Origin of the sequence: Modestobacter sp. VKM Ac-2983, assembly GCF_026967885.1 — a bacterium.
GTDB lineage: Bacteria > Actinomycetota > Actinomycetes > Mycobacteriales > Geodermatophilaceae > Modestobacter.
The window spans coordinates 284,501-311,126 of the sequence record NZ_JAPVBK010000001.1; the positions used below are offsets into that span (position 1 = coordinate 284,501).

The 26,626-nt window shown below is 75.2% G+C and carries 25 protein-coding genes and 2 tRNA genes; 15 read left to right on the plus strand and 12 right to left on the minus strand.

Features of this window, described 5'->3' with window-relative positions; genetic code table 11:
- The first annotated feature begins 122 nt into the window (after positions 1-122).
- Positions 123-1,007 (plus strand): ATP-grasp fold amidoligase family protein, encoded by an 885-nt coding sequence (locus tag O2W18_RS01260; RefSeq protein ID WP_269185774.1) that lies wholly within the window; start codon positions 123-125, stop codon positions 1,005-1,007.
- On the opposite strand, the gene O2W18_RS01265 is transcribed toward O2W18_RS01260, so the two are convergent.
- From O2W18_RS01265 to O2W18_RS01275, 3 genes are all read right to left on the minus strand, one after another.
- On the minus strand, positions 972-2,021 hold the full coding sequence (locus O2W18_RS01265) for a PHP domain-containing protein (RefSeq protein ID WP_269185775.1): 1,050 nt from the start codon (positions 2,019-2,021) through the stop codon (positions 972-974). The two genes, O2W18_RS01260 and O2W18_RS01265, sit on opposite strands and share 36 nt — an antisense overlap.
- Before the next feature lie 9 nt (positions 2,022-2,030).
- Entirely contained in the window at positions 2,031-2,579 is a 549-nt protein-coding gene (locus O2W18_RS01270) for a DoxX family protein (RefSeq protein ID WP_269185776.1), read from the minus strand.
- Positions 2,580-2,711: 132 nt separating this feature from the next.
- Complete coding sequence (locus O2W18_RS01275; protein ID WP_269185777.1) at positions 2,712-2,894, minus strand: hypothetical protein; 183 nt, start codon at positions 2,892-2,894, stop codon at positions 2,712-2,714.
- Between the two features lie 214 nt (positions 2,895-3,108).
- On the opposite strand from O2W18_RS01275, the gene O2W18_RS01280 reads away from it, so the two are divergent.
- A complete protein-coding gene (locus tag O2W18_RS01280; RefSeq protein ID WP_269185778.1) occupies positions 3,109-3,717 on the plus strand; it encodes a hypothetical protein in 609 nt (202 codons plus the stop codon).
- On the opposite strand, the gene O2W18_RS01285 is transcribed toward O2W18_RS01280, so the two are convergent.
- The 4 genes from O2W18_RS01285 to O2W18_RS01300 form a co-directional block, all read right to left on the minus strand.
- Entirely contained in the window at positions 3,708-4,244 is a 537-nt protein-coding gene (locus O2W18_RS01285; protein WP_269185779.1) for a hypothetical protein, read from the minus strand. The two genes, O2W18_RS01280 and O2W18_RS01285, sit on opposite strands and share 10 nt — an antisense overlap.
- A gap of 356 nt (positions 4,245-4,600) precedes the next feature.
- Entirely contained in the window at positions 4,601-5,140 is a 540-nt protein-coding gene (locus tag O2W18_RS01290; protein WP_269185780.1) for a DUF6318 family protein, read from the minus strand.
- Positions 5,141-5,379: 239 nt separating this feature from the next.
- Positions 5,380-5,925 (minus strand): phosphatase PAP2 family protein, encoded by a 546-nt coding sequence (locus O2W18_RS01295; protein ID WP_269185781.1) that lies wholly within the window; start codon positions 5,923-5,925, stop codon positions 5,380-5,382.
- A 13-nt stretch (positions 5,926-5,938) separates the two neighbouring features.
- Complete coding sequence (locus O2W18_RS01300; RefSeq protein ID WP_269185782.1) at positions 5,939-6,469, minus strand: CGNR zinc finger domain-containing protein; 531 nt, start codon at positions 6,467-6,469, stop codon at positions 5,939-5,941.
- Between the two features lie 105 nt (positions 6,470-6,574).
- Between O2W18_RS01300 and O2W18_RS01305 the strand changes: the two genes are divergently transcribed.
- The 3 genes from O2W18_RS01305 (at position 6,575) to O2W18_RS01315 (ending at position 8,056) form a co-directional block, all read left to right on the plus strand.
- On the plus strand, positions 6,575-7,783 hold the full coding sequence (locus tag O2W18_RS01305; RefSeq protein ID WP_269185783.1) for an MFS transporter: 1,209 nt from the start codon (positions 6,575-6,577) through the stop codon (positions 7,781-7,783).
- A gap of 88 nt (positions 7,784-7,871) precedes the next feature.
- Positions 7,872-7,960, plus strand: a tRNA-Ser gene (locus O2W18_RS01310).
- 23 nt (positions 7,961-7,983) lie between these two features.
- A tRNA-Arg gene (locus O2W18_RS01315) sits at positions 7,984-8,056 on the plus strand.
- Between the two features lie 71 nt (positions 8,057-8,127).
- Here O2W18_RS01315 and O2W18_RS01320 read toward each other — a convergent pair.
- Together O2W18_RS01320 and O2W18_RS01325 are read right to left on the minus strand one after the other, a co-directional pair.
- Positions 8,128-8,796, minus strand: coding sequence for a biliverdin-producing heme oxygenase (locus O2W18_RS01320; RefSeq protein WP_269185784.1), 669 nt, complete (start codon positions 8,794-8,796; stop codon positions 8,128-8,130).
- A 160-nt stretch (positions 8,797-8,956) separates the two neighbouring features.
- The gene (locus tag O2W18_RS01325) at positions 8,957-9,376 is read right to left on the minus strand and encodes a PaaI family thioesterase (protein WP_269185785.1); all 420 of its coding nucleotides are present in this window, start codon (positions 9,374-9,376) and stop codon (positions 8,957-8,959) included.
- A 294-nt stretch (positions 9,377-9,670) separates the two neighbouring features.
- On the opposite strand from O2W18_RS01325, the gene O2W18_RS01330 reads away from it, so the two are divergent.
- On the plus strand, positions 9,671-12,346 hold the full coding sequence (locus tag O2W18_RS01330; protein ID WP_269185786.1) for a penicillin-binding protein: 2,676 nt from the start codon (positions 9,671-9,673) through the stop codon (positions 12,344-12,346).
- Between the two features lie 332 nt (positions 12,347-12,678).
- Here O2W18_RS01330 and O2W18_RS01335 read toward each other — a convergent pair whose 3' ends face one another.
- Together O2W18_RS01335 and O2W18_RS01340 are read right to left on the minus strand one after the other, a co-directional pair.
- Positions 12,679-13,590: a universal stress protein gene (locus O2W18_RS01335; RefSeq protein WP_269185787.1), complete on the minus strand. Its 912-nt coding sequence runs from the start codon at positions 13,588-13,590 to the stop codon at positions 12,679-12,681.
- A gap of 96 nt (positions 13,591-13,686) precedes the next feature.
- Positions 13,687-15,012 (minus strand): alpha-hydroxy-acid oxidizing protein, encoded by a 1,326-nt coding sequence (locus O2W18_RS01340; protein WP_269185788.1) that lies wholly within the window; start codon positions 15,010-15,012, stop codon positions 13,687-13,689.
- A 233-nt stretch (positions 15,013-15,245) separates the two neighbouring features.
- On the opposite strand from O2W18_RS01340, the gene O2W18_RS01345 reads away from it, so the two are divergent.
- The 9 genes from O2W18_RS01345 (at position 15,246) to O2W18_RS01385 (ending at position 24,864) form a co-directional block, all read left to right on the plus strand.
- On the plus strand, positions 15,246-16,448 hold the full coding sequence (locus O2W18_RS01345; protein ID WP_269185789.1) for a hypothetical protein: 1,203 nt from the start codon (positions 15,246-15,248) through the stop codon (positions 16,446-16,448).
- A 59-nt stretch (positions 16,449-16,507) separates the two neighbouring features.
- On the plus strand, positions 16,508-17,023 hold the full coding sequence (locus O2W18_RS01350; protein ID WP_269159590.1) for a MarR family winged helix-turn-helix transcriptional regulator: 516 nt from the start codon (positions 16,508-16,510) through the stop codon (positions 17,021-17,023).
- Between the two features lie 110 nt (positions 17,024-17,133).
- Positions 17,134-18,633: an HAD-IIIA family hydrolase gene (locus tag O2W18_RS01355; RefSeq protein ID WP_269185790.1), complete on the plus strand. Its 1,500-nt coding sequence runs from the start codon at positions 17,134-17,136 to the stop codon at positions 18,631-18,633.
- The gene (locus tag O2W18_RS01360; protein WP_269185792.1) at positions 18,630-19,631 is read left to right on the plus strand and encodes a glycosyltransferase family 9 protein; all 1,002 of its coding nucleotides are present in this window, start codon (positions 18,630-18,632) and stop codon (positions 19,629-19,631) included. The genes O2W18_RS01355 and O2W18_RS01360 overlap by 4 nt, the downstream gene beginning before the upstream one ends.
- Positions 19,628-20,593, plus strand: coding sequence for a glycosyltransferase (locus O2W18_RS01365; RefSeq protein WP_269185793.1), 966 nt, complete (start codon positions 19,628-19,630; stop codon positions 20,591-20,593). Before O2W18_RS01360 ends, O2W18_RS01365 begins: the two co-directional genes overlap by 4 nt.
- Positions 20,590-21,798, plus strand: coding sequence for a glycosyltransferase (locus tag O2W18_RS01370; RefSeq protein ID WP_269185794.1), 1,209 nt, complete (start codon positions 20,590-20,592; stop codon positions 21,796-21,798). The genes O2W18_RS01365 and O2W18_RS01370 overlap by 4 nt, the downstream gene beginning before the upstream one ends.
- Positions 21,799-21,821: 23 nt before the next feature.
- Complete coding sequence (locus tag O2W18_RS01375) at positions 21,822-22,490, plus strand: D-sedoheptulose-7-phosphate isomerase (protein ID WP_269185795.1); 669 nt, start codon at positions 21,822-21,824, stop codon at positions 22,488-22,490.
- Positions 22,487-23,890, plus strand: a complete 1,404-nt coding sequence (gene rfaE2, locus O2W18_RS01380) for a D-glycero-beta-D-manno-heptose 1-phosphate adenylyltransferase (protein ID WP_269185796.1) — start codon at positions 22,487-22,489, stop codon at positions 23,888-23,890. Before O2W18_RS01375 ends, rfaE2 begins: the two co-directional genes overlap by 4 nt.
- Positions 23,887-24,864 carry a glycosyltransferase family 9 protein gene (locus tag O2W18_RS01385; RefSeq protein WP_269185797.1) on the plus strand — a complete coding sequence of 326 codons (978 nt, stop codon included), beginning with the start codon at positions 23,887-23,889 and terminating at the stop codon, positions 24,862-24,864. The genes rfaE2 and O2W18_RS01385 overlap by 4 nt, the downstream gene beginning before the upstream one ends.
- Positions 24,865-24,899: 35 nt before the next feature.
- Here the strand turns inward: O2W18_RS01385 and O2W18_RS01390 are convergent, their stop codons facing one another.
- Positions 24,900-26,561, minus strand: a complete 1,662-nt coding sequence (locus O2W18_RS01390; RefSeq protein WP_269185798.1) for a VWA domain-containing protein — start codon at positions 26,559-26,561, stop codon at positions 24,900-24,902.
- Positions 26,562-26,626: the final 65 nt, after the last annotated feature.

Below are 26,626 nucleotides of genomic sequence, written 5' to 3' on the forward strand. Positions count from 1 at the left end.
GACGAAACCGACGCCGGTGGTCAGATCGGGGAAGGGCGTCGAGCTCAGCGTGGGGCCCCAGACGTGGTCACCGCTCGACCCTAGGAGCCCGGCGCGGTGGCCGCTGCGCCAGACTCCCGGCCGTGGCAGCCGGGTGGGGAGTGCAGCGGGTGTCCCCGGCCGTCGTCCGCCGGCTGCCGCTGCCGGCCAAGCGCGCCGTGCTGTACCGGCAGGCCCACGGGCGCCGCCCGGCCCGCCCGCCGCAGACGTTCACCGAGAAGGTGAACTGGCGGGTGGTGCACGACCGGCGGCCGCTCATCGGGCAGCTGGGCGACAAGCTGGCGATGCGGCAGTTCGCCACCGCGACGCTCCCGGGCCTGAGCGTCCCCCGGGTGCTGTGGGCGGGGGTGGACGTCGCCGCCCTCGCCGAGGTGGACCTGCCCGAACGCTGGGTGCTCAAGCCGAACCACGGCACCATGCGCGTGCACCTGGGCACCGGGCGCCCGGACGTCGACCAGCTGCACCGGGTCACCGCGGGGTGGCTGGACGAGCCGCTGTACCGGGACCGCGGCGAGTGGGTCTACCGCCGGGCGCGGCGGCTGCTGCTGGTCGAGGAGTTCCTCGGCTCGGCCGAGGAGGTGCCGGCCGACCACAAGTTGTTCGTCTTCGACGGTCGGCTGCGCCTGATCCAGGTGGACACCGGGCGGTTCGGTGCGCACCGGCGGCGGCTGTACACCCCGGACTGGACGCCGGTCGACGTCGACGAGGCGGTCGCCCCCGGTCCGGTGACCCCACCGCCTGCCTCGCTGGCGCGGATGACCGAGGTGGCCGAGGCGCTGGGGGCGCCGTTCGACTTCGTCCGGGTCGACCTGTACGACGTCGGCGGCCGGGTCTGGTTCGGTGAGCTCACCCCCTACCCCGGCGGCGGGCTCGACCGCTTCGACCCTGCGCTGGACGTGCTGCTGGGCTCGATGTGGCGGCTGCCGCCGCGCTCAGCCGTTCGTGCGGGCCAGCAGCTCCGCCGCTGAGCCGGTGTTGATCACGCGGTCGGCCGGTACGCCGCACTCCACCGCCCGGGCACAACCGGCGTCCTGCCAGTCCAGCTGGCCGGGGGCGTGCGCGTCGGTGTCGATGGCGAAGTCGCAGCCCAGCTCCACGGCGCGGCTGAGCAGCCGCCGGGGCGGGTCGAGGCGCTCGGGCCGGGAGTTGATCTCCACCGCCGTCCCGTGCTCGACGCAGGCGCGGAAGACGGCGTCGGCGTCGAACTCGCTCTCCGGCCGGGGTCGCTGGGTGCCGTTGCGCTGCCTGCGGCCGATGACCAGCCGCCCGGTGACGTGCCCGAGGACGTCGGTGTGCGGGTTGGCGACCGCGGCCAGCATCCGCTCGGTCATCTGGGCGCGGGGTGCGCGCAGCTCGGAGTGCACGCTCGCGACGACGACGTCCAGCCGACCCAGCAGTTCGTCGGTCTGGTCCAGGGACCCGTCGGCGAGGATGTCGCACTCGATGCCGGTGAGGATGCGGAAGGGCACCAGCTCCTCGTTGAGCGCGGCGACCACGTCCAGCTGTTGTTCCAGCCGCTCGGGGGTGAGCCCGTTGGCGACGGTGAGCCGCGGGGAGTGGTCGGTGAGGGCGAGGTACTCGTGGCCGATGCCGACCGCCGCCTCGGCCATGTCCCGGATGGGGCTGCCGCCGTCGGACCAGTCGGAGTGGGCGTGCAGGTCGCCCTTGAGCGCGGCCCGCAGCGCCGCGGCGTCGTCGGCCAGCGGGGTCAGCTCGGCGTGGGCCGCCTCGAGCGTGGCCAGGTAGGCCGGGAGCTCACCCCGGTGCGCCTCGACGACGACGGCCGCGGTCTTGTCGCCGATGCCCTTGAGGTCGGTGAGCGTCTTCGTCGCGACCCGCCGGTCGAGTTCCGCGTCGTCCAGGGCGGCGACGACGGTGGCCGCCGTCCGGAAGGCCTGCACCCGGTACGACGGCTCGCGGGCGCGTTCCAGGAGGAAGGCGATCCTCCGGAGCGCGCCCGCGGGTGTCAGTGCCGTGCTCATGAGGTCAGCTCAGTGCGTGAGCTTCTTCGCCTGCTTGGTGGCCCGCTTCTGTGCCTTGGCGGCGCGCTTCGAGGCCTTCGTGTAGCTGGCCTCCGCAGCGGCGGCGGCGACACCGGCGGTGCGCTTGGCGCGCCAGCCCACCGACGGCTTGCCCTCGGTGTCGACGGCGGCGATGAGCAGGCCGCCCATGATGCCGACGTTCTTGACGAAGTTGCTGGTCTGCCCGAAGCGCTCCTTGGGGTCCTCGTGCTCCCAGAAGCGGTGGCCGGCCAGCGTGGTGGGCACCAGCGAGGTGGCCAGCGCGAGGGCCGAGAAGCGCGGGAACCGGCCGAGGGCCAGCAGCGAGCCGGCACCCACGTGCACGCCGGCGTTGATCTTGACCCACTGCTCGACGTCGCGAGGGACCTCGACGGGGAGCTGCTTGTCAGCGATCTCGGTGATCTGTTCGACGATCGGTGCTGCACCGGGCACGCGCGACTGCGGGTTCCGGAGGGTGTTGATCCCCCCGTAGATGAACGTGGCGGCGAGCATCGGCCGGGCGATCCGGCGGACCAACATCTGTGACCTCTTCCCATCGGTGACGTCAGCGGTGCGGTGCCCTGGTCGAGGCCGGGGAAACCGCTGCATCGGAACCGTAGTGAGAAGTGGCGATCACCGCCGGGCGAGTGGTCGCTGCAGGAGGAGCCGGGGTCAGCGGCTGGGCACCGGGCTGCGCGCGCCGAGGAGGTCGGCGACCGTCAGGTCGGCGGGCAGGCCCACCAGGTGGTCGGTGAACGGGGCACGCTCATCGGCCATGCGGACGCACCCGCCGATGACGAGTGCGACGACTCCGGACACGGCGGCCCACGACAGGGCGACGACAGCGACGATCACAGGTACTTCGTACTGGGCGGAGCCCGTGGTCGGGCCGGTGTCCGCACGGCAGAACCTGACCAAGCTCGGGGATCGTCGTTGGGGGATCGCGCACGGACGGCGCCTGTCGGTCGCCGGGACGGGACGGGTGGGTCGGGAGGATGGCGCTGTGACGGGAGAGGTGCCGGGACCGCATCCGTCACCTCCAGACGCACCCCCTCACCCGGCCCGCTGGGTGCTGGGGCCGGCGGCGGTCGGGGCGCTGCTGTTCGCCGCCGGGCTGCTGGTCGAGGTGCGCTGTGCGGTCGACCGGTGCCCGGCCGCCGGGTGGTCCCGGCTCTTGGCGCTGGACGCTCCGTGGGCGCTGCCCCGGCTGTTCACGGCCGCGGTGTTCCTCGCGGTCGGGTTGACGGCCGCGCTCGCCGTCGCCGGGTCGGCGGCGCGGGTGCGGTGGTGGTGGGCGGCGGTCCTGGGCCTCGGCGTCGCGCTGGGGACGGCGAAGGCGGCCAGCGCCTCCTCGGTGGTGGAGCAGAGCGGTGGCAGGTTCACCACGCTGGTCGTGGGCGTGCTGCTGTCGGCGGTCGGTCTTCCGCTGCTGTGGCGGGCCGGACGGCGCTGGGCGGTGCACGGCGCGACCCCGGTGACCCTGGCGTTGACCGGTTGCGCGGTCGCGGTGCTGGGCCTGGACCAGGTGACCGCGGTGGTCAGGTCGGCGTCGAGCTCTCCGGTGGCCCTGGCGGTGGCGACCTGCCTGGAGGAAGGCGGGGAGGCGGTCGCCGCCCTGCTGCTCCTGGCTGCGACGTCGGCCTGGCGACCTTCCCGGCGCGGGGGCCGTCAGTCGTAGGGGTTGGTGAGCACCGAGCGGGCCTGCCGGACGGTGAAGGTGGTCGGTGCGCCGTCGGTGGTCGTGGTCCCGGGGACGTCGGCGCTGACCCCACCGTCGACCGAGTAGGTCGCACCCCAGGTGGTGGTGAGGGAGGCGGCGTAGGTGCCCGAGGAGTACTCGTGGGTGATCGTCTGGTCGGGGTACGCGGCGCCGGGGTCGGTGGTGGTCAGGGTCGTCCCGTCGCCGGTGCGCCAGGTGTAGCTGACCGCGTTGGCGGTGATCAGGACGTCGAACCCGCGGATGTCCACCGTGAAGGTCTGGGTCGTCGGGCTGTCGGTGAAGAAGATGACCGGCAGGCCGACCAGCGCCTCGCCCGGTGGCTGCTGGCGAGTGGTCAGCTGGGGGAGCGGGAGGGTCTGGAAATAGCGGAAGACCTCCGCCGGCGACGGCGCCGGATTCAGATCCGTGACATCGACACAGGCGTTCGCGACGGTCCCCCAAGGGCCGTAACCCGTACCGGGAGCGTTGTTGGGTTCCGGTAACACGCCGTCGACTGCAAGTCCATCAGCCTGAGCCAGCCGTTGCCTTTGGATGACGTAAACGCTGGTGAGACGCCCTGGACTGGTGGGGCAATCAATCTCCGCGCCAGTACACCCACCGAGGTCTGGGTCATCCAGCTGGCACGGAGTTCGCAATCTCCACTGGTAAAGAAGGGGCCCTGGGGTTGTGTTCGAGGCGATGTAGAGCCCATCGGTCGGTCCGGTGACGTCGACAGCGGATATGGAGACAGCGCCGCCTGTGAGCTCCGTGCTGGTGCATCCAATGTTCCGGCATGGTGCAGCGGCTGCCGAAGACGTTGTTAGAAAGGTAGCCGCAACAATGACTGCTGCGGCTAGCGTCCCTAGTTGACGTCCCACTGTGCCAAGATCCACGTGCTGTCGGTCGAAGACCAAGTCAGAATGGCTCCGCTGGTCAGTGACTCTGCAGGGGCGCTAAGGTCGTCGATTCGCGATCCACCTGGCTCTTCGACGTTTAAAGCCGCCTGGTTGATGGAGAACGCACCTTCAACTCGGAGGTCGCGGACTTCTCCGAAGGAGGCGCGGCTGACGATGACTTCGCCACCCTCGTACGTGTACCCAGCGGCCTTGTCTTCGCGAATGTTGGCGATTAGCGAGTCGCATAGTGAGCAGTCTTGGCTGAACTGGTCCAAGTAAGTGGGGTCCATCGACGACTGTGCGGCGTTGTAAAGGTCCATGAAATAGCGGATGAAAACCTCGGCGCCGGCGGGGGTCTGTTCGCGGGCTGCGGGGGGCATGGGGAGATCAGGTGGGCCAAGGGGTGGGAGCGCCTCGCTGGTCTCGCTCGACGAGGGGGCCGCATCGGGCAGGGTCTCGTTCGCCGATTCTCCTCGTGAGCAGGCGCCGAGCACGGCGATCGCCACGGCCGCTGCCACAGCTGCCCGAACCGGCCGCATGCGCCGTCCTCCCTGCTCCACCCGACTGAGGTCGTGAGGAGAGTACGCAGGTCAGCGGCTCGCCGCGTCGCCCGAAAGGTCGAACTGTGGACGCTTGTGCTCTGGTGCACCAGTGCAGCCAGAGCACAAGCACCACCAGGTGCAGCATGCGGCCCGCCGGCTGTGCTGGCCGGTGGAGGTGGCCCGGCCGCGACCGTGGGCGCCGGCTACGTGCCGGCCGGCTGCTCCCGGCGCGTGCGTCCCCAGCGCTGACCGGCCAGCGCGACCCCCCAGCCGAACGCCATCCCGGCGACCACGTCCCCCGGGTAGTGCACGCCCACGTGCACCCGGGACCACCCCACTCCGAGCGCCAGGGGCGCGATCAACGCCCCGGTCACCGGGCTCTCCAGCGCGACCCCCGTCGTGAAGGCCGCCGCCGACGCGGAGTGCCCGCTCGGGAAGGACGACGTGTGCGGCGCCCGCCGCAGGGCCCGTTCGACCTGCACGGTCGCCAACTCCGGCCGGACCCGGCGGAACACCCGCTTGACGACGGCGTTCACCAGCACGCTCGACACGGCCATGGAACCCAGTCCGCGCAGCGCAGCCCGGCGCAGCTGGCCGGGCTGCAGCGCGAGGACGGCGCCGATCAGTGCCCAGAGCTTGCCGTGGTCTGCCGTGACCGTCAGCCGGCGCAGCCACCGGTCGGCCGGCGTCGTCGGCAGTCGGCCGATGCGCTCGAACAGCGTCGCGTCCCAGTGGCGGGGATGGAGCACCGGGCGTCGTCCCTCAGCTGCGCTGGCGGGCGCGGTACGCGGCGACCGTGGAGCGGCTCGCGCAGGTGTTCGAGCAGTACCGCCGGCTGGCGTTGCGCGAGGTGTCGACGTAGACGTGACCGCAGCCCTCGGCCGAACAGACGCCCAGGCGCTGCCAGCCGTGTTGCACCACCACCTGGGACAGGCCCATCGCCACGGTCGTGGTCAGCTGCTCGACCACGCCGGCGTCGGGGCGGGCGTAGTGCAGGTGCAGCTCGCCGTCGTGGTCGGTGGCGTACGGCTTCGGCGAGGCCAGTGCCAGCAGGGCGTTCAGCCGGGCCATCACCTCAGGTTCGCTGTCGGCCTCGGCGACGTCGCGCACCAGCGAGGACGTCTGCCCGACTGCGGTGGCCTCGGTGGCCCCCAGCTCCAGCGCCGTCCCGGTGGTGAACCACTCGTGGTGGGCGTCGAGGAAGACCTGCACCCAGTCCGGGTCGTCGCGGTCGGCGTTGGCCAGGTCGATGGCCAGTTCGACGGCGTTCGACCCGTAGGTGTCGTAGTCCATTTGACTCCCTACTCGTTGGTCCGTAGCCTTCGGCACCTGTAGGGGGTCAACAGTGTCTGACCACCTACAGATTCCCTTCTCGCACGCCTCGAAGTGAGCTCAGTCATGCGTTCGTACCTCGCCGTGTGGCGGCTGCCGTCCGCCCCGGTGCTCCTGCTCGCCGGGTTCGCCGGACGGCTGCCCTCCTCCATGGTGCCGCTCGCGCTGCTGCTCATGGTGCAGGAGCAGACCGGCTCCTATGCGATCGCCGGCGGGGTCTCCGCCATGTACGGCGTCGCCACCGCGGTGATGGCCCCGGTGCTGGGCAGGCTGGCCGATCGGCGCAGCCCTCGCCACGTGCTGCTCGCCCAGTCGGCGGCCTACCCGCTGCTGCTGACGCTCATGGCCGCCGCCGTCCTGGGTGGTGCATCGCTGCCCTGGGTGTTCGCGGCCGCGGCCGCCGTCGGTGCCAGCACTCCGCTCGTCTCGGGCACGGTCCGGGCGCTCTGGTCGAGGGTCGATGCCCGCGTCCGCCCCACGGCCTACGCGCTGGACGCGACCGCCACCGAGCTGGTGTTCGTCGCCGGCCCCACGCTGGTCGCGGCGCTGACGTTCCTGACCCGGCCGGCGGTGGCCCTCGGCGTGGCGGGTGTGCTCGGCGTCCTCGGCGCGCTGGGGGTCGCGACGAGTGCGCCGATGCGCGCCTGGCGGCCGGTGGTCGCGGAGCGTCGCCGGCTGCTGTCGACCGTGACCGCGCCGGGCATGCCACGCATCCTGCTGAGCGGGACCGCACTGATGTTCGGCGTCGGCGGGCTCGAGGTGGCGGTGCCGGCGTTCGCCGACGACGCCGGCTCGCCCGGCATGTCCGGCCTGCTGCTCGCCGTCTGGGCGCTGGGCTCGGCCGGGGGTGGCCTCTGGTTCGGCGCCCGCGTGGTCAGCGCCTCGCTGCCCCGCCAGTACCGCTGGTGCCTGCTGGGCGTGACGATCGGCCTGGCGCCGCTGGCGGCCATCTCCGACCCGTGGGTGCTGGGCGCCCTGCTCTTCCTGGGCGGGACGGCGATCGCGCCGACCCTCACCGTGCAGAGCTCGCTCGTCGGGTCGATCGCGCCCGCGTCGGCGGTCACCGAGGCGTTCACCTGGCTGTCGACCGTGACCTTCGGGGCGTCGGCGATCGGAGCGGCGGTCGGGGGTGCGCTGATCGAGAGCTCGGCCGGCGTGGCCGGTTCCCTGCTGATGGCCACCGGTGCTGCGGCGGTGGCCGTGGCGGTGACGCTCGTGCCCGGACGTCGTCCTGACCTGCCCATCCCGCCGCGGCGGGACGTCGTCCCGGCCTGATCGGCGGCGGCTCCCGACCCCGGTTGGGAGCCGCCCACACGCGCTGGTAGCCTTTCCCCTCGGTGGTTCCGGGGCAACCCGGTCCCCGGGAGGCTTCGCCTAGTCCGGTCTATGGCGCCGCACTGCTAATGCGGTTTGGGTTAATCCCCATCCCGGGTTCAAATCCCGGAGCCTCCGCGCGACAACTGAACACGCACCACGCGCCCGTAGCTCAACGGATAGAGCATCTGACTACGGATCAGAAGGTTAGGGGTTCGAGTCCCTTCGGGCGCACGTCTGGTTGAGACAGCACCACGGCCCCGCACTCCTGGCGAGTGCGGGGCCGCAGTGTGTTCTGGGGTGGTTCAGGCCGGGGTGACCCCGCCGTGCCGCCCGCCGAGGTCGGCGAAGACGTCGGCGTTGAGCCGAAAGGCCAGCGACACCTCGGCGATCACCCGGTCCTGCTCCGCCGCACTCCACGGTGCGGCGTCGAGCGCGGCCCGGTAGGCGTCCTTGAACGGCTTGGGCTTGGGGATCCGGTCGAACACGTAGAACCGCAGCCCGTCCCGCTCCAGGCCGAAGGTGCGGCCGACCAGCCGGCGGATGATCTGCCCGCCGGACAGGTCGCCGAGGTAGCGCAGGTAGTGGTGGGCCACCAGCCCGGCCGGCCAGTCGAAGGCCACCTCCCGCAACCGGGCCACGTACCGCTCGGTGGCCGGCAGGATCGCCAGCTGGCGCCGCCACCCCGGCCCCAGCAGGAAGGTGAGGTCCGCTTCCAGCGCGGGCAGCCGGACCAGCCCCGGGTGCAGGAACGGACGCACCTCGGGGGAGTCGGCCTGAGCCTCGGCCGCCTCCTCCAGCACCGCGTAGACCGCGTGGGTCTGGCCGAGGAGGTCGGCGTAGGCGGTGCGGGGGAGCTCGCCGGCGAGCAGTGCGGTGACGAACCCGGAACCCTCCGCCGCGGTGTGGTCGGCCTGGGTCGCCTCCTTGAGCCGGGCGGCGAACCCGGGGGTGGCGGCGAGGGTGCTGGTCATCGGTGGGTCTCTCCGGTCGTCGTCACGGGGTGGAGCCGGCGGGGGCAGTGGCGGGGGCCTGGTCGGTGCGCGTCCGTCGGCGTCGACGTGGCGTCCACCATGCCGCGAGGACCGCCCGGAGCACCAGCACGGACGTCGTCCAGCTGTTCGTGCAGCCGGCTCAGCGGGGGCGCAGCACCGTCTTGGTCACCTGGCCGGCGGCGACCAGCGCCCCGTCGACGCTCGCCTCGGCGCGGAGGAACGCCACCGACCGGCCCAGCCGCAGCAGCGTGCCGGTCAGCCGCACCTCTGCGCCCGGCTGCACCGCGCGCAGCAGCGAGCTCGTCGCGTCGTGGGTCACCGCGTTCTCGCCCGGCCCGAGGTGGGGGAGCAGGTGGACGTAGGCGGCGACGTCCAGCAGGGCCGCCACCAGCCCGCCGTGCAGCACCCCGCCGTTGTTCAAGGCCGGGGCCCCGACCGGGAGCACCAGGCCGGCCGCAGGATCGGCCGGGTCGGCCAGCCGCAGGCCGAGCCAGGCGTGCAGCGGGACGTCGAGCACGCCCTGGACCCGTTCGGTCAGCAGCTCCTGCGCAGCGGTCACCCCAGCGACCGTACGGCTCGGTTCGGGCGCTCTGCCCCGTCCGGGCGGCTGCGTGGCGAACATGACGATCGCGTTGAGAAGTGCCCGGGACGTGCATGGACCGGTGATCCCGGAGCACGGTGGAGAACAACCCACCGTGGCCGATGGGCAGGAGTCGGCTGCGCACGTCAGGAAGAGGTGCAGGTCATCGCCGGAGGAGGAGGTCGGCCCCCGGGTGGCCAGCCCTGGCTCTTACCGGCCGCCGAGCCTGTCGCCCCCCGGCGGCGCGGCCGCGGTGTCGTCCTGCTCCGCCTGGTGATCGCCCTCGTGCTCGCGGGCGGGTTGGTCGCCGGGGTCGTCGCACCCTGGATCGGTGGGGCCAGCGCGCTGGCCCAGCGGGGCGCCGCCCTCCTCCGCCCCCTGGAGACCGCCGCCGTCGACACCCGGCTGCCCGGGAACACGCGTGTCCTCGCCGCGGACGGCTCGCTGATCACCGAGTTCTACACGCACAACCGGCACCCCCTCACCGGCGAGCAGATCGCCCCGGTGATGAAGGACGCGCTGATCGCCATCGAGGACGCCCGGTTCCGTGACCACCCGGGCGTGGACTCCCGCGGGCTGCTGCGTGCCCTGGCGCGCAACATCGCCGCCGGCGAGGTCGCCGAGGGCGGCTCGACGATCACCCAGCAGCTGGTCAAGCAGTTGCGGCTGCAGACGGCCGAGGACGCCGACGGCCGGGCCGCGGCCACGGCCGACACCGTCGGGCGCAAGCTGCGGGAGGCGCAGATCGCCCTGGCGGTGGAGGAGCAGTACACCAAGGAGGAGATCCTCACCCGCTACCTGAACACCGTCTACTTCGGGAACGGTGCCTACGGGGTCGCCGCCGCCGCGCAGCGCTACTTCGCCACCACCGCCGACCAGCTGACCCCCGCCCAGGCCGCGATGCTGGCCGGGGTGGTCCGCAGCCCGGCCTACTACGACCCGGTGACCGCTCCGGAGCCGACGAAGCAGCGCCGGGACCTCGTCCTGCGCCGGATGGCCGAGGTCGGCCTGCTCGACCAGGCCGCCGCTGACGCCGCCCGGGCCGAGCCGATCGGCGTCGTCGACGGGGGCAGTGCCCCCAACGGGTGCACCGAGGCGACCATCGGCGGCTTCTTCTGCGGACACCTGCTGAAGGTGCTCGCCGAGCAGTACGGCCTGACCGGCGAGCAGCTGCAGGCCGGTGGGCTGACCGTGCGCACCACGCTGGACCCGGCGCTGCAGCGAGCCGGGGACGCGGCCGTGGTGCAGACCCTGGCGCTGGAGGACCCGCGCGCCGCCGTCTACGTGAACGTCGAGCCCGGCACCGGCCGGGTGCTGGCCATGTCGGTCAACCGCCGGTACGGGCTCGACCCGGCCGACCCCGCGCAGACCACGTTCGACCTCCCGGCCGCCGCCGGTCAGGGCGCCGGTTCGACCTACAAGGTGTTCACCGCTGCGGCTGCGCTGGAGCAGGGCTTCGGGCTGGACTTCGAACTGCGGACGCCGGACCCCTACGTCTCCAGCGTGTACCGCGACGGGGACGGCCCCTACGACGTCGAGAACGCCGGCAACTACCCGCGCCGGCTCGACATGGAGCAGGCCCTCTACCGCTCCTCGAACACCTACTTCCTCGCCCTCGAGGACGCCCTGGGCAGCATCGAGGGGCCGGTCCGGGTGGCCCAGCGGCTGGGGTTGTCCAGCCTGGACCCGATCGCCGACCAGGTGATCGCGGAGAACCGGGGCTCGTTCACCTTCGGCGCCGAGCCGACCAGCCCGCTTGCCCTGGCCAACGCCTACGCCACCCTCGCCGCCCGCGGCACGCACTGCCAGCCGCGGCTCGTCGAGGCCGTCCTCGACCGGGCCGGCGAGCCGCTGACCGGGCCGGACGGCCAGCCGCTGGTCGGTGCACCCCAGTGCACCCCGGAGGTGATCGCGCCGGGGATCGCCGACACGCTCAACCACGCGCTGCGCAAGGACGTCGAGCCGGGCCACCCGGGGCAGACCGGTCGCCGGGCCCACGTCCCCGGCCACCAGATCGCCGGCAAGACGGGGACCAGTCAGGGCAACTACTCGGTCACCTTCGTCGGCTACACCCCGCAGTTCGCGGCGAGCGTGATGGTCTACGACCCGGTGCGCAACCAGGACGTCGGCGGGTTCGGTGGCGGGAAGGCGGCCACCATCTGGCACGACGCCCTGGCGCCGGTGCTCACCGGCCGGCCGGTCGCGGCCTTCCCGCCGCCGGACCCGCAGTACGTGCGCAGCGAGCGCGCCACCGTGCCGGGCGGGTGCGTGGGCGCCTGGGCGGACGGGTGCACTGGGCTGCTGGCCGAGCGCGGCTTCCAGGTCGTCCGCGTGGTCGTGGACGGCTCCCGGCCCGCCGGCCGGGTGGTCGGCCTGACCCCGTCGGGCGGTCGGTCCGTCCCGCCGGGTGGTCAGGTCAGGATGTTCGTCAGCAACGGTGCCGACTACGCGCCGCCCCCGCCACCGCCGCCGGTGCGCACCCCTGCACCCCGTCCCGAGCCGACGCCGGAGCCGGCTCCCGCACCGGTGCCCAGCCCGGCACCGGAACCGAGCCCTGAGCCGGCTCCGGAGCCGTCACCCGTGCCGGAGCCCTCTCCTGGACCGGAACAGACCCCTGCTCCCGAGCCGACCCCGGACCTGGCTCCCGTGCCTGAGCCGGAGCCCGCTCCTGAGCCGGCGCCTGGGCCAGAGTCGGCGCCTCAGCCGGAGGCTGGCCCTCAGCCGGAGCCCGCCCCGGAGCCTGCGCCCCAGCCGGAGGCTGGCCCTCAGCCGGAGCCTGCGCCCCAGCCGGAGCCTGCGCCCCAGCCGGAGCCTGCGCCCCAGCCGGAGCCTGCGCCCCAGCCGGAGCCCGCCCCGGAGCCTGCGCCCCAGCCGGAGGCTGCCCCTCAGCCGGAGCCCGCTCCGGATGCTGCACCTCAGCCAGAGCCAGAGCCGGAGCCGGAGCCGTAGCCCGTGCGTTCCAGGCTCCGCCAGAGCCCGCGCCTCAGTCGGAGCCTGCGGCCCAGCCGTGGCCTGTACCTCAGGCCGGAGCGCGCGGCTGAGCCGTGGCCTGCACCTCAGGCCCAAGCCCGCGCCCGCTCCGGAACCCGTGCCCCAGCCACAGCCCGCGCCTCAGCCGGAGCGGTGGCCGAGCCGACCCAGCTGATGGCGGGGCGGCGTGTGGTGGGCGGAGGGCCGGTCCTGACGGTCTGGCCGCGTTGGTCGGTCTCTCCAGCAGTGGAGAGCCACTCGTAGCCGGCTCCCCCGCCCGCAGCAACTGTGACCCACGGCACAATCGAACGTCAAGAGGGTGACGGCGAGCCTCCATCGCCACGCGGCACCACGAGTACCGGCACGGTGGCGGCACGCAGGATCTTCGTCGCCGTCGAGCCGAGGAACACCCGTCCCGCCGGCCCGAGGCGCGAGGACCCGATGACCAGCACGTCGCCGGGCACCCAGGTCACGGCGGCCACCGCCCCCGCCCAGCCGGCGCCGCGGCCCTGCACGGTCTCCGGGACGGGGCCGGGCGCGGGCCAGTCCGCCACGACGTCGTCCAGCGAGCCCTGCACCTGACCGGCCCACTCCTCGCTGACCACCTGCTCCAGCGGCAGTCCGGTCTCCGAGGGCAGCAGGGCGGCGCGTTCGGGAACGAAGGTCGCCAGCCGGATCGGCACGCCCCAGCGGCCGGCGAGGATTCGGGTGGCCGCGAGTGCGTCGGCGGAGCGGGCTGCGTCGGCCCAGGTGCAGGTGAGCCGGGTGGGCTCCGCCGGCGCCGACCACGCCCGCGGGGCGAGCGCCAGGGGCACCGGCGAGCTGTGCAGCAGCGGCTCGGCGACCGAGCCCGCCGCGAACCGGCCCTCCGGCGCCTCGGTCGCGGCGCCGAGCACCAGGACCCGCGCCCGGTACCGGTGGGCCGCCTCCACCAGCCCTGCGGGCACCGAGGACGCCGGGACGACGGCGGTGCGGACGTCCTCGACGCCGGCCTCCCGCAGGGCGGTGAGCGCCTCCGCGTGGCGGGTGGCGGTCAGGGCGGCCCGCCACTGCCGGTACTCGTGGTCCAGTCGGGAGGTGGTCCCGGGCGGCGGGTCCAGCGGCACGACCGTCGTCACGACGACCGGGGAGCCCTCCGCACCGGCCAGCCCGGCGGCCAGCCGCAGCGCGGCGTCGTCCCCGCCGCTGTGCTCGGCGGCCTCCAGACCCAGCAGGACGGTCATCGGGCGCCGGGCTGCGGGGAGACGATCACGATCCGCACTGTGCCCCGCGCGCGCCGCCCTGACCACCCCGGGCGGTAATCTCGTCCCCGGCGTGGGTCAGGGACGGCGACGCAGGACCTCCCGGGAGAGCTGGTCGACGGCGGTGTGCCCGGTGAGCCCCAGGGTCAGGTCGAACTCGCCGAGCACGTCCTCGACCACCTGCCGGACGCCGTCCTCGCCGGCCACCCCCAGGCCCCACGCGTAGGGCCGCCCCAGCAGCACCGCCCGGGCGCCCAGGGCGACGGCCACCAGCACGTCGGCGCCGCTGCGCACCCCGCTGTCGAACAGCACCGGCACCCGGTCGGCGACGGCGTCCACGACGTCGGGCAGGGCGTCCAGCGCGGCGATCGAGCGATCGACCTGCCGCCCGCCGTGGGTGCTGACCACCACCCCGTCGACGCCCTCCTCGACCGCCCGCCGGGCGTCGTCGGGGTGCAGCACGCCCTTGAGCACGATCGGCAGCCGGGTGCGCTCACGCAGCCAGGCCAGGTCGGCCCAGGTGATCGAGGGCCGGGAGTAGATGCCGAGGAACACCTCCACGGCCGCCCGGGGGAGGGGCGAACGCAGCGCCTCGCGCATCGGCATGCCGGTGGCGCGCGACCAGGCGCGCGACATGCCCAGCAGCGCTCGGACGGCGGCGGCGTTCGGCCGCGGCTGGGGGTTCCGCTGCGGTGGTGCGGGCGGGGGGGCGCTCTGCGCGCCGGCCGCTGCGGCCCGCTCCTCGACCAGGCGACGGAACACCGGGTCGGAGGTGTACTGCGCGATGCCCTTGCCCAGCGCGAACGGCAGGTGGCCGAGGTCCAGGTCGCGCGGGCGCCAGCCGAGCATCGTGGTGTCCAGCGTGACGACGACGGCGTCGCAGCCGGTGGCCTCCGCGCGACCCAGCAGGCTCTCCACCAGCTCGTCGGAGGTCGACCAGTACAGCTGCATCCACCGCGGGCTGTCGCCCATCGCCGCTGCGGTGGTCTCCATCGGCACCGAGGCCTGGTTGGAGAAGACCATCGGCACCCCGACCGCCGCCGCGGCGCGGGCGACGGCGAGGTCGCCCTCCGGGTGCACCAGCTCGAGCGCACCCACCGGGCCGAGCAGAACCGGGGCGGGGAGCCGGCGTCCGAACAGCTCGACCGAGGTGTCGCGGCGGCTGACGTCGCGCAGCACCCGGGGCACCACCGACCAGTGGTCGAACGCCGTCCGGTCGGCGCGCTGGGTGGCCTCGTCGCCGGCGCCGCCGGCGACGTAGCCGTAGGCCCGGGCGTCCAGCCGGCGCTTCGCCTCCCGGGCCAGCGCCCGGTAGACGGTGGGCACCCGAGGGTGCCTGCCGTAGACGCCCGCCCGGTAGACCACGTCCTGCCGCCGCCGCCCGGTCCCTGCCGCTGAGGTCATCGGTCCACCGTAGTGACCGAGGTCTCCCCACTGGCCCCGGGACCGCCACCGGTGAGAGCAGGTGTCCTGGACGGTCGACACGCCCGTGGCGACACGCAGTGGGACGGAAGTGACGGGTGTGGCGAACCCGCAGCAGGTCAGGGCCACGGGGCATGGTGGAGGCAGTTGCTGGGCAGGACGACTGCACGTCGCAGAGCTGCCGTCCGCCGGGCGCTGGAGAACGGGGGACCACCGTGCCGCTGACGCGCCCGGCCGCCCGTCCGGCGCTGGCCGCCGGCCTCGCCCTCGGTGCGCTCCTGGTCGCCGGGGTCGCCGGGGTCGCCGCAGCTGGTCCGGCCGCCGCGCTGGAGGACCCACGGCGCCCGGCCGCGACGGTCACCCACGGCCCCAGCTGCGGCCCGGGCGTGGTCCGGGTCCAGGTCACCAACGGCACCGAGCCGCACCGGGTCGCCCTGGTCTTCGACGGGGTCGAGCAGCAGGACGTCGCCGACCTCGCACCTGGCCAGCAGGCCGAGCTGATCAGCGAGGACGTCGACTGGGGCGTCACCGTCGAGGTGTCGGTGACGGTCGCGGACCCGGACGGGACGGTGGAGCAGCCGCTGCACTTCCAGACCTACACCCGGCCCAGCGAGGAGGACTGCGCGGCGGTCATGCCGCCGCCCACCCCGGTGACCCCGACGCCGGATCCGTCGACGCCCGCGCCGGTCCCGCCGACGCCGACCGACACCCCGGTGCCGTCGACGCCACCTCCGTCGAGCTCTCCTCCTTCGACCGCCGAGCCATCGACCGCCGAGCCCTGGACCCCCGAGCCCTCGACCCCCGAGCGGTCCAGCACGGCGCCCCCTCCCGTGGCGTCCAGCCCGACGCCGTCCCCCGTGCCGTCCAGCACGACTCCGTGGCCCCGGGCCCCGTCCCCGCCGCTGCCCACCGTGTCGGACCGCAGCACGTCGGCACCGACGACCTCCAGCGGTGAGCCTGCGAGCACGTCCACGACGGAGCCCGACGCCGGGTCCGGCGGCCCGTCCCGTCCGGACGGTGACACGAGCTGGTCGCCGGTGGCGTCGGTGTCGCCGGGCGGGGTGGTGACCGTGCGGGCCAGCGGCTTCCTGCCCGGAGAGCCGGTCGGCGTCCGCCTGGCCGGCGACGGGGAGCTGCTCAGCACCGTCACCGCGGCGGCCGACGGCAGCGTCGAGGCGGTCGTCCAGATCCCGCGCGGTGTCGCGCTGGGCGCGGCCACGCTCGAGTTCGTCGGCGGCGAGTCCGCGGCGACCGCCGAGGTCGACCTGGAGGTGGCCGCCCGGGCTGCGCCGGTGACCGAGCAGACCGGTTCACCGGTGGTGCTCGCCGCCGGTCTGGCCCTGCTCACCGCGGCCGGGTCGATCGGGCTGGTGGGTGTGCGCCGGTCGCGGAGCGGGCACTCCGGGGGCCGACGGTGAGCGGACAGTCCGGCGGACGCCACCGGGACGAGCACTGCGAAGGAGACGTGGAGCCACCGATGGACCAGCCCGCGGACCGGCTGCACGACGGCGCACCACCCCGGGGGGTGCCCCGGGACGTGCGGGGCCTGGCCGCCGCCGGACCGAGCGCGCCGGAGACCTGGCTGCGGATCGTCCAGGTGCACGACCGGATCACCCGACGGGTCGACTCGGCGCTGCACCGGCAGCACGGGTTGTCGCTCACCGGCTTCGAGGTGCTGCGCCGGGTGGCCGAGTCCCCGGCGGAGCACGCCTCGATGGGCGACCTGGCCGAGGCGGTCGGCCTCTCCCGGCCGGGGATCACCAGCACCGTCAACCGACTCGTCGAGGACGGGCTGGTCACCCGCGAGCGGCTGGACGGCGACCGGCGGCTGCTGCACGCCCGGCTGACCGACACCGGCCGGGACCGCGTCCGCGCGGCCATGTCCACCCACGACGACCTGGTGGCCCACCTGCTGACGATGCTCGGTGACGACGCCGCCGTGGTCACCGATGCGCTCGCCCGGGTGTCCTCCGCCACCCGCCGGCCGCGCTGAAGGGGGACCCGCCGTCCACTGCCCGCCGGTCCGGCCCGGCTGCGGTGTACGCCCGGACAACTTCAAGCCCGTAGTGTTTCGGAGACGATCTTCCGGGCACGATTCCGGGCATGTCCGGTGCCCTCTGCAACTGCACGGTCGTCGTGCCGACGATCGGACGGCCGTCGCTGGGCGTCCTCCTCGACGCCCTGGCCGATGCCACCGGCCCACGTCCGGCGGAGATCGTGCTGGTCGACGACCGGCCCAGCGGTGAACCGCTGCACCCGGAGCGCCCCGGACTGCCCCCGGTCCGGGTGGTGCGCACCGGCGGCGGCGGGCCGGCGGTGGCTCGCAACCTGGGCTGGCGCACCGCGCGCACCGAGTGGATCGCCTTCCTGGACGACGACGTCGTCCCCGACCACGACTGGTACGCCCGGCTCGCCGACGACCTCGCTGCCCTGCCCGCCGACGCGGCCGGCACCCAGGGCCGGGTGCGGGTCCCGCTGCCGACCGACCGCCGGCCCACCGACTGGGAGCGCGGCACCGCCGGGCTGGCCACCAGCAGCTGGATCACCGCCGACCTGGCCTACCGCCGGTCCGCACTGGCCGCGGTCGGCGGGTTCGACGAGCGCTTCCCCCGGGCCTTCCGGGAGGACTCCGACCTGGCGCTGCGGGTGATGGACACCGGGTCGGCGCTGACCCGCGGCGAGCGGTGGATCACGCACCCGGTCCGGCCGACCGACCGCTGGGTGTCCGCCCGGGTGCAGGCCGGCAACGCCGACGACGTCCTCATGCGCCGGCTGCACGGGCCGACCTGGCGAGCGCGCGCGGACGCCGCCGTCGGCCGCCGTCCCCGCCACCTCGCCGTCACGGCGACGGCGATGGCCGCCCTCGGCCTGGCCGCTGCGGGACGGCCGCGCGCCGCGGCGCTCGCGGCCCTGGGCTGGGCCGCCGGCACCGCCGAGTTCGCCTGGGCGCGGATCGCCCCCGGGCCGCGGGACCGCGCCGAGGTCACCACCATGCTCGCCACCAGCGCGCTGATCCCGCCGCTGGCCAGCTGGCACTTCCTGCGCGGCGCGGTGCAGCACCGCACGGTGACGCCGTGGCGCGGCCTGCCCGACCTGGTGCTCTTCGACCGCGACGGCACGCTGGTGCACGATGTGCCCTACAACGGCGACCCGGCCGAGGTGCGCCCGGTCGACGGCGCCCGCGAGGTGCTGGACGCGCTCCGTGCGCGGGGCGTCCGGACCGGTCTGGTCACCAACCAGTCCGGGGTGGGCCGGGGGCTGATCACCCGGGCGCAGGCCGATGCGGTCAACGCCCGCGTCGCCGAGCTGCTCGGCCCCTTCGACACCGTCCAGGTGTGCCCGCACGCACCCGAGGACGGCTGCGACTGCCGCAAGCCGGCTCCCGGCATGGTCAAGGCCGCGTGCGCCGAGCTCGACGTCGACCCCTCCCGCGTCGTGGTCATCGGTGACATCGGTGCCGATGTCGAGGCCGCCACCGCGGCCGGCGCCGCGGCGATCCTGGTGCCGACAACGGTCACCCGCCCCGCCGAGGTCACCGCCGCGGCACACCGGGCGCCCACCCTGGTCGACGCGGTCGAGGACGTGCTGGCAGGCGCCTGGTGACGGGCACCGTCCTGGTCGCCCGGCTGGACAACGCCGGCGACGTGCTGCTGCAGGGCCCGCTGGTGCGGGCCGTGGCCGCCGACGCCGACCGGGTGGTCTTCCTGGCCAGCCCGCAGGGCACGGCGGCGGCCGAACTGCTGCCCGGCGTGGACGAGGTGCTGACCTGGCACTGCCCGTGGATCGACGGCTCGCCGCAGCCCGTGGACGCCGAGGACATCGCCGCTCTTGCCGACCGGGTCCGCGCCCTCGGCGTCGACGAGGCCGTGGTGAGCACGAGCTTCCACCAGTCGCCGCTGCCGCTCGCCCTGGTGCTGCGCACGGCCGGGGTGCGGCGGATCTCCGCGATCAGCGTCGACTACCCCGGTTCGCTGCTCGACGTCCGGCACCGGGTGGACGACGACCTGCCGGAGCCGGAGCGGGCCCTCTCGCTGGCCCGCGCCGCCGGCTTCGAGCTGCCGGCCGGGGACGACGGGCTGCTCGCCGTCCGCCGTCCGCTGCCGGCGACCGGCCGGGAGCCGGGCTACGTCGTCCTGCACCCCGGCGCCTCGGTGCCCGCGCGGGCCTGGCCGGCCGAACGCTGCGCGGAGGCGGTCGAGGCGCTCACCGACGCCGGCTGGCGGGTGCTGGTCACCGGCGGGCCGGGGGAGCGGGCACTCACCGCGGCCGTCGCCGGCCGGCGCGGCACCGACCTCGGCGGGGCCACCACGCTGGCCGAGATGGCCGCGCTGCTCGACGGTGCGGCCGCCGTCGTCGTCGGCAACACGGGCCCGGCGCACCTGGCCGCCGCCGTCGGCACACCCGTCGTCTCCCTCTTCTCCCCGGTCGTGCCGGCCGTGCGGTGGGCGCCCTACGGCGTGCCCACCGTGCTGCTCGGCGACCAGTCCGCCCCCTGCCGCGACACCCGGGCCCGCGAGTGCCCGGTGCCCGGTCATCCCTGTCTGACGTCGGTGAGCCCAGCCGACGTCGTCGCCGCCGTCGACAAGGTGGTCGCCCCATGAACGTCCTGCTCTGGCACGTGCACGGCTCCTGGACGACGTCGTTCGTCCAGGGCGCCCACGACTACCTGCTCCCCGTGACCCCCGATCGCGGCCCCGACGGTCTCGGCCGCGCCCGCACCTGGGAGTGGCCGGCGTCGGCCCGCGAGGTCACCCCCGACCAGCTGCGCGACGAGGACGTCGACGTCGTCGTGCTGCAGCGCACCCGCGACCTCGAGCTGGTCCGGGAGTGGCTCGGTCGCGAGCCCGGGCGCGACCTCCCGGCCGTCTTCCTCGAGCACAACGCCCCCGACGGTGCGGTGCCGAACACCCGGCACCCGCTGGCCGACCAGCGCGAGATCCCGATCGCCCACGTGACCCACTTCAACCAGCTCTTCTACGACAACGGCAGCGCCCCGACGACCGTCATCGAGCACGGCATCGTCGACCCGGGCGAGCGGTACACCGGCGAGCTGGCCCGCGCCGGCGTGGTGGTCAACGAGCCGGTCCGCCGCGGCCGGTACACCGGCGGCGACCTGCTGCCCCTGCTGTCCGCGGCGGCGCCGCTGGACGTGTTCGGGATGGGGCTGGCCGGGCTGCACGAGCGCTACGGGCTGGACCCCGACCGGGTGGGCCTGTTCGACGACCCGCCGCAGGCCGCCATGCACGACGAGCTCGCCCGCCGCCGGGTCTACGTGCACCCGGTGCGCTGGACCTCCCTGGGGCTGTCCCTGCTGGAGGCGATGCACCTGGGCATGCCGGTCGTCGGGCTGGCCACCACCGAGGCCGTCGAGGCGGTGCCGGCCGACGCCGGGGTGCTCTCCACCCGGCCCGAGCGGCTGGCCGAGGGGGTCCGGCACTTCGTCGCCGAGCCGGACGCCGCCCGGCTGGCCGGCAAGGCCGCCCGCGCCGCGGCGCTGGAGCGGTACGGGTTGGACCGGTTCCTGGCCGACTGGGACACGCTGCTGAGCGAGGTGACCCGATGAGGATCGACCTGGTGAGCGAGCACGCCTCGCCGCTGGCCGCGATCGGCGGCGTCGACGCCGGTGGGCAGAACGTGCACGTGGCGGCGCTCGCCGCCGGCCTGGCCCAGCGCGGGCACCAGGTCACCGTGCACACCCGCCGGGACGACGCCGGGCTGCCCGACCGGGTGACGACGGCCGACGGCTACGACGTCGCGCACGTCGCCGCCGGGCCGGCCCGGGTCGTGCCCAAGGACGAGCTGCTCCAGCACATGGCCACCTTCGCCGACGTGCTGCGCGCCGAGTGGTCGCAGACCCGGCCCGACGTCGTGCACGCGCACTTCTGGATGAGCGGCCTCGCCTCGGTGCAGGCCGCTTCGGGCCTGGGCATCCCGGTGCTGCAGACCTTCCACGCCCTCGGCTCGGTCAAGCGCCGGCACCAGGGCGACGCCGACACCTCCCCCGAGCAGCGGATCGACCTGGAACGCGGGCTGTGCGCCGACGTCGACCACGTGGTCGCCACCTGCAGCGACGAAGTGTTCGAGCTGCGCCGGCTCGGGCTCTCCAGCGACCGGGTGTCGATCGTGCCGTGCGGGGTGGACACCGACGTCTTCACCCCGCGCGGCCCGGTCGCCCCGCACGCCGGCCGCCCGCGGCTGCTCGTGCTGGGTCGGCTGGTCGAGCGCAAGGGCCAGGAGGACGCCGTCCGGGCGCTCACCGCGGTCCCCGACGCGGAGCTGGTCGTCGTGGGCGGCCCGCCGACCGACGAGCTCGACACCGACCCGGAGGTCGGCCGGCTGCGGGCGATCGCCGCCGACCTGGGCGTCGCCGACCGGCTGGTCTTCACCGGCGCGGTGTCCCGGGCCGACGTGCCCGGCTGGATCCGCTCGGCCGACGTCGTCCTGGCGGTGCCCTGGTACGAGCCCTTCGGCATCACCCCGCTGGAGGCGATGGCCTGCGGCCGGCCGGTCGTGGCCACCGCCGTCGGCGGGCTGGTCGACACCGTTGCCGACGGCGTGACCGGCGACCTCGTCCCACCCCGTGACCCCGAGGCCCTCGGGCGGGCGCTGGCCGCCCTGCTCGCCGACGACGAGCGGCGGGTCGCCTACGGCGCCGCCGGGGTCACCCGGGCCCGGACCCGCTACCGCTGGTCCCGGGTCGTCGCCGACACCGACGCCGTGTACCGGCAGGTGGTCTCGGCCCGGACCCCGGTGGAGGCCGCCCGATGAACCCCCGCGCTGGAAGGACCGCCATGAGCACCGCCCCCTCCACCGACCGCGAGGTCGTCTCGCCCGACACGTGCACGCACCTCACCGGGCGCGACCACGTCGCCTCGCTCAGCACCGCGCTGCGCGGCCTCGACGAGCAGGTCGAGACGCTGGACCGCTGGGGCCGGTTGCTCGCCGACGTGCTGACCGGGCCGTCCCGCGGCCGGCTGCTGGCCGCTGGGAACGGCGGCAGCGCGGCGCAGGCACAGCACCTCACCGCCGAGCTGGTCGGCCGCTACCGCGCCGACCGCCCGCCGTTCTCCGCGATCTGCCTGACCGCGGAGACCTCGTCGCTGACGGCGATCGCCAACGACTACCCGGCCGACGAGCTGTTCGCCCGGCAGGTCGAGGCACACGGCCGGGACGGCGACGTGCTGGTGCTGCTGTCGACCAGCGGCCGCAGCCCCAATGCAGTCGCCGCGGCACGCCGGGCCCGCGAGTGCGGGATCACCGTGCTGGCGATGACCGGGCCCGCGCCCAACCCGCTGGCCGCCGTCGCCGACGAGACGGTCGCCGTCGACTCGCCGTGGACGGCGACGGTGCAGGAGTGCCACCTCGTCGCGCTGCACCTGCTGTGCGCCGCCTTCGACGCCGCCGTGCTCGCCGACTCACCCCGGATCTCCACCCGCAACCACGTCGAGGTGGTCTCGTGACCCGCGCGCCCTCCCGGCCGATCGTCGTGGTCGGTGACGCCCTGCTGGACGTCGACCTGGTCGGGACGGCGTCCCGGCTGACCCCCGACGCCCCGGTGCCGGTGGTCGAGGACGTCGAGACCCGCGAACGCCCGGGCGGGGCCGCGTTGGCCGCCGTGCTGGCCGCGCGGTCCGCCGGTGGCCGGGAGGTCGTGCTGATCACCCCGCTCGCCGACGACGAGGGCGCCGCCCGGCTGCGGGCCCTGCTCGACGGCCGGGTCCGGCTGATCGAGATCCCGGCCAGCAGCACCACCCCGGTCAAGCAGCGGATCCGGGTCGGTGACCACTCCGTCGCCCGGCTGGACAGCGGGGGAGCGGTCGCCACCTTCGGCGCGCTGCCGGCCGCCGCCGCGACGGCGATCGGGGACGCCGCCGCCGTGCTGGTCGCCGACTACGGCCGCGGCACGACGTCGGCCCCCGACGTGCGGGCCGCGCTCTCCGCCGCCTCGGGCCCGGTGGTCTGGGACCCGCACCCCCGCGGCGCGGAGCCGGTGCCCTCGGCCCGGCTCGTCACCCCCAATGGCGCCGAGGCGGCCCGGGCGGCCGGTCTGGACGTGACCGGCGAGGGGCTCGCCGCGGTCGGCGCCCGGGCGCAGGCGCTCATCGCGCACTGGGGGGTCGGCGCCGTCGCGATCACCCTCGGTGCCCGCGGCGCCCTGCTCTCCTACGGTGAGGGCGCGCCGATGGTCGTCCCCGCCACCCCGGTCACCGGCGGGGACCCGTGCGGCGCCGGTGACGCCTTCGCCGCCGCGGTCACCGTGGCCCTGGCCGGTGGCGCGGTCACCGGTGAGGCGGTCACCGCCGCGGTGGCCGCAGCCGGGACGTTCGTCGCCCGCGGCGGGGCGACCGCCTGGGACGCGGAACCGGCCGTCGCGGACCCCGCCCCCGACACCGACGCGCCCGGCCCGGCGCCCCGGCTGGCGGCGGTGCTGGACCGGGTGCGCGCGGCCGGCGGCACCGTCGTGGCGACCGGGGGCTGCTTCGACCTGCTGCACGCCGGGCACGTCGCCACGCTGCAGGCCGCCCGCGGGCTCGGCGACTGCCTGGTGGTCTGCATCAACTCCGACGACTCGGTGCGCCGGCTCAAGGGCCCGACGCGCCCGCTGGTCACCGCCGCCGACCGGGCGCGGGTGCTGGAGGCGCTGGAGTTCGTGGACGCCGTCGTCGTCTTCGACGAGGACACCCCGGCGCAGGTGCTCGAGCACGTGCGCCCGGACGTCTGGGCCAAGGGCGGTGACTACGCCGGCGCGGACCTCCCGGAGGCCGCGGTGCTGCAGACGTGGGGAGGGCAGGCCGTCGTCCTGCCCTACCTGGACGGCCACTCGACCACCGCCCTGGTCGAGCGCTCCCGCGTCTGGTGACCGCCCCCGCAGCCCACCAGAATGGCCATTTTGGTGGTGGGGAGGACGGCCGGGAGACGGCGGTCGTGCTGCGGCCGCTGGGGCTGGGGGACCTGCTCACCGGGGTGCCGGCGATCCGGGGCATCCGGGCCGCGGTGCCCGACCACCGGCTGGTGCTGGCCACCACCCGGGCGCTGGAGCCGCTGGCCGCGCTGATCGACGCCGTCGACGAGGTGGTCCCGGCCGTCGAGCTGGAGCCGCTGGACTGGGCCGGCCCGCCGCCGGAGCTCGCCGTCGACCTGCACGGCAAGGGCCCGGCCTCGCACGTCGTCGTGGCCGGTCTGCGCCCGCAGCGGCTGCTCACCTTCGACAGCCCCGGCTACCCCGGGCCCACCTGGCACGCCGACGAGCACGAGGTGCGCCGCTGGTGCCGGCTGGTCTCCGAGGGGCTGGGCGCCGACTGCGACCCGGACGCCCTGGACCTCGCCGTCCCGGACGTCGATCCGCCGGTGCGCGACGTCGCGCTCGTGCACCCGGGAGCGGCGTTCCCGGGCCGGCGCTGGCCGGCAGCGCGGTTCGCCGCCGTCGCCCGGCACCTGGCTGCCGCGGGGCTCGAGGTCGCGATCACCGGCGGCCCGGCCGAGCGGGAGCTGGCCCTCGCCGTGGCCGCGCAGGCCGGCCTGGGCCCGGAGGCCGTGCTGGCCGGCCGGACGACGTCCCTGGAGCTCGCCGCCGTGGTCGCCGCCGCCCGGGTGGTGGTCTGCGGGGACACCGGGGTGGCCCACCTGGCGACCGCCTACCGCCGTCCGTCCGTGGTGCTCTTCGGCCCGGTGTCACCGGCGCTGTGGGGGCCGCCGCCCCGCGCGCAGCACGTCGTCTGCTGGCACGGCGACGGCACGGGCGACCCCTGGGGGACGAGGCTGGACCCCGCCCTCGCCCGGATCACCGTCGACGAGGTCACCGCAGCCGTCGACGCCCTCCTCGCCCGCACCTGAGCCCCGACCCCGTTCCGAGGAGGCCGGGGTCTTCTTCAGCCGCGGCGGCGGATGGCGTCGAACAACACGCCCTGCAGGTCCTCGGGGTCCAGCGCCTGGTAGGCCGCACCGCCGGTCGCCTCGCCGATCTGCTCCAGCGCCTCGAGGTCGGCGTCGGGGCCGAGCGCGATCCCGATGACCTTCACCGGCCGCTGCGGGTCGGCCTCGGCGCGCAGGGTGTCCAGCAGGGCGGGCAGCTCGATGGCCGCCGCGTCGTCGTCGTCCGTCCCGTCGGTGATCAGCACGACGCTGTTCACCGCGTCCGGGTCGTAGGCCTCCCGGGCGGCGCGGACGGCGGCGAGGGTCGTGTCGTACAGCCCGGTGCCGCCGGGGGCGAGCAGGCTCGGCAGCGTGTCGAGCTGCTCGTCGACCAGCTCCCGGTGCGTCTGGCCGCCGACGTCGGCGCCGAGGGTGCGCAGCGGGGCCAGCTCGACCCAGTCACGCTCACCGTCGAGCTGGTAGGCGAAGCCCCAGACGCCGCCGGAGTAGGAGTCCGGCAGCAGGGTGAGCGCGCTCTTGGTGGCGTCCCGGGCGAGCGTGGCGCGGGTGCCGTCGCCGGCCGGGGCGTTCATGGAGGTGGAGACGTCGATGACGGTCAGCAGCCGGGACGGGGTGGCCAGGCTGGACAGCCGGCCGAGCAGGGCCTGGACCGCGGCGGCGTCCAGCTCCAGCGGCTCCGGGGCCTGCTCCTGCACACCGGTGCCGGGGCCGGCGCCCTCGGGAGCGGTGCCGGCGGCGTCGCGGAAGCCGGCCGCCCGGGCCTGCTCGCCGGCCGAGGCGGCGGTCAGCGCGTCGACCACGGCGTCCACGGCCGCGGAGTCCTCCTCGGCTGAGGGCAGTCGCAGCACCGGGTAGTCCAGGGACGGGGAGCCCTCGCTCGGGTAGATCGCGACGAGGGAGTCGGAGCCGGCGGCGCGGTTGGCGGCCAGCACCTCCTGCTCGCTGACCGGCACCAGCGGTGCGTCGGCCGCGTTCTCCGTGCCGGTGGCCAGCGCGTCCGCGACGGTGGGCACGTCGCCCCGCCCGGCGGCCAGCACGGCCTCGACCACGGCGTTGTCGGCCTCCTCCCCGCCGCCGAGCGACTGCCGGACGGCGGCCAGCACGGACAGCCCCTCGGCGCTGGCGGCCAGGTCGGGCACGGCCAGCGCTCGACCGGTGGTCAGGGCCTCGCCCCAGCTGGGTGCGTTGCTGGCCCAGCCCAGCTGGTCGGCGGCAGCCCGGCTGGTGGCCAGCACCAGCGGTGAGGTGGCCAGCGACCCGGCCACCTCGAGCTCCGCGCTGCTGGCGCGGGCGGCCCACAGCGAGGAGTCGGGCACCCACACCTGGGGGAGTGCGTCGGCGCCGAGGGAGCCCAGGGCGGCGAGCGTCTGCAGCGGCTCGGTGGCCTCGACGTCGGCCACGGCGCACGCGTCGCCGCTGAGCGGCAACGGCTCGGCCAGCAGCTCCCGGACCAGCGTGCCGAGCTCCGGGGCCACGGTCACGCGGACCGTCTCGGGCTCGTCGCAACCGGCGGCCTCCGCCGTCCCGGCGTCCGGGCCGGTGGCCCACCAGGCGACGCCGGCGATCAGCGCCAGGGCGACCACGACCGCGAGCCCGGTGAGCAGGGCTGGTCGGCTGGCCGTCCCGGAACGGGCGGGAGTACGGGCGTGCCGCCCCATCTGGGTTCTCCGTCGTCTCTGGTCCTGTGCAGGTGCCCTGCGGACGCCGCGGGCCGACGCGGGCA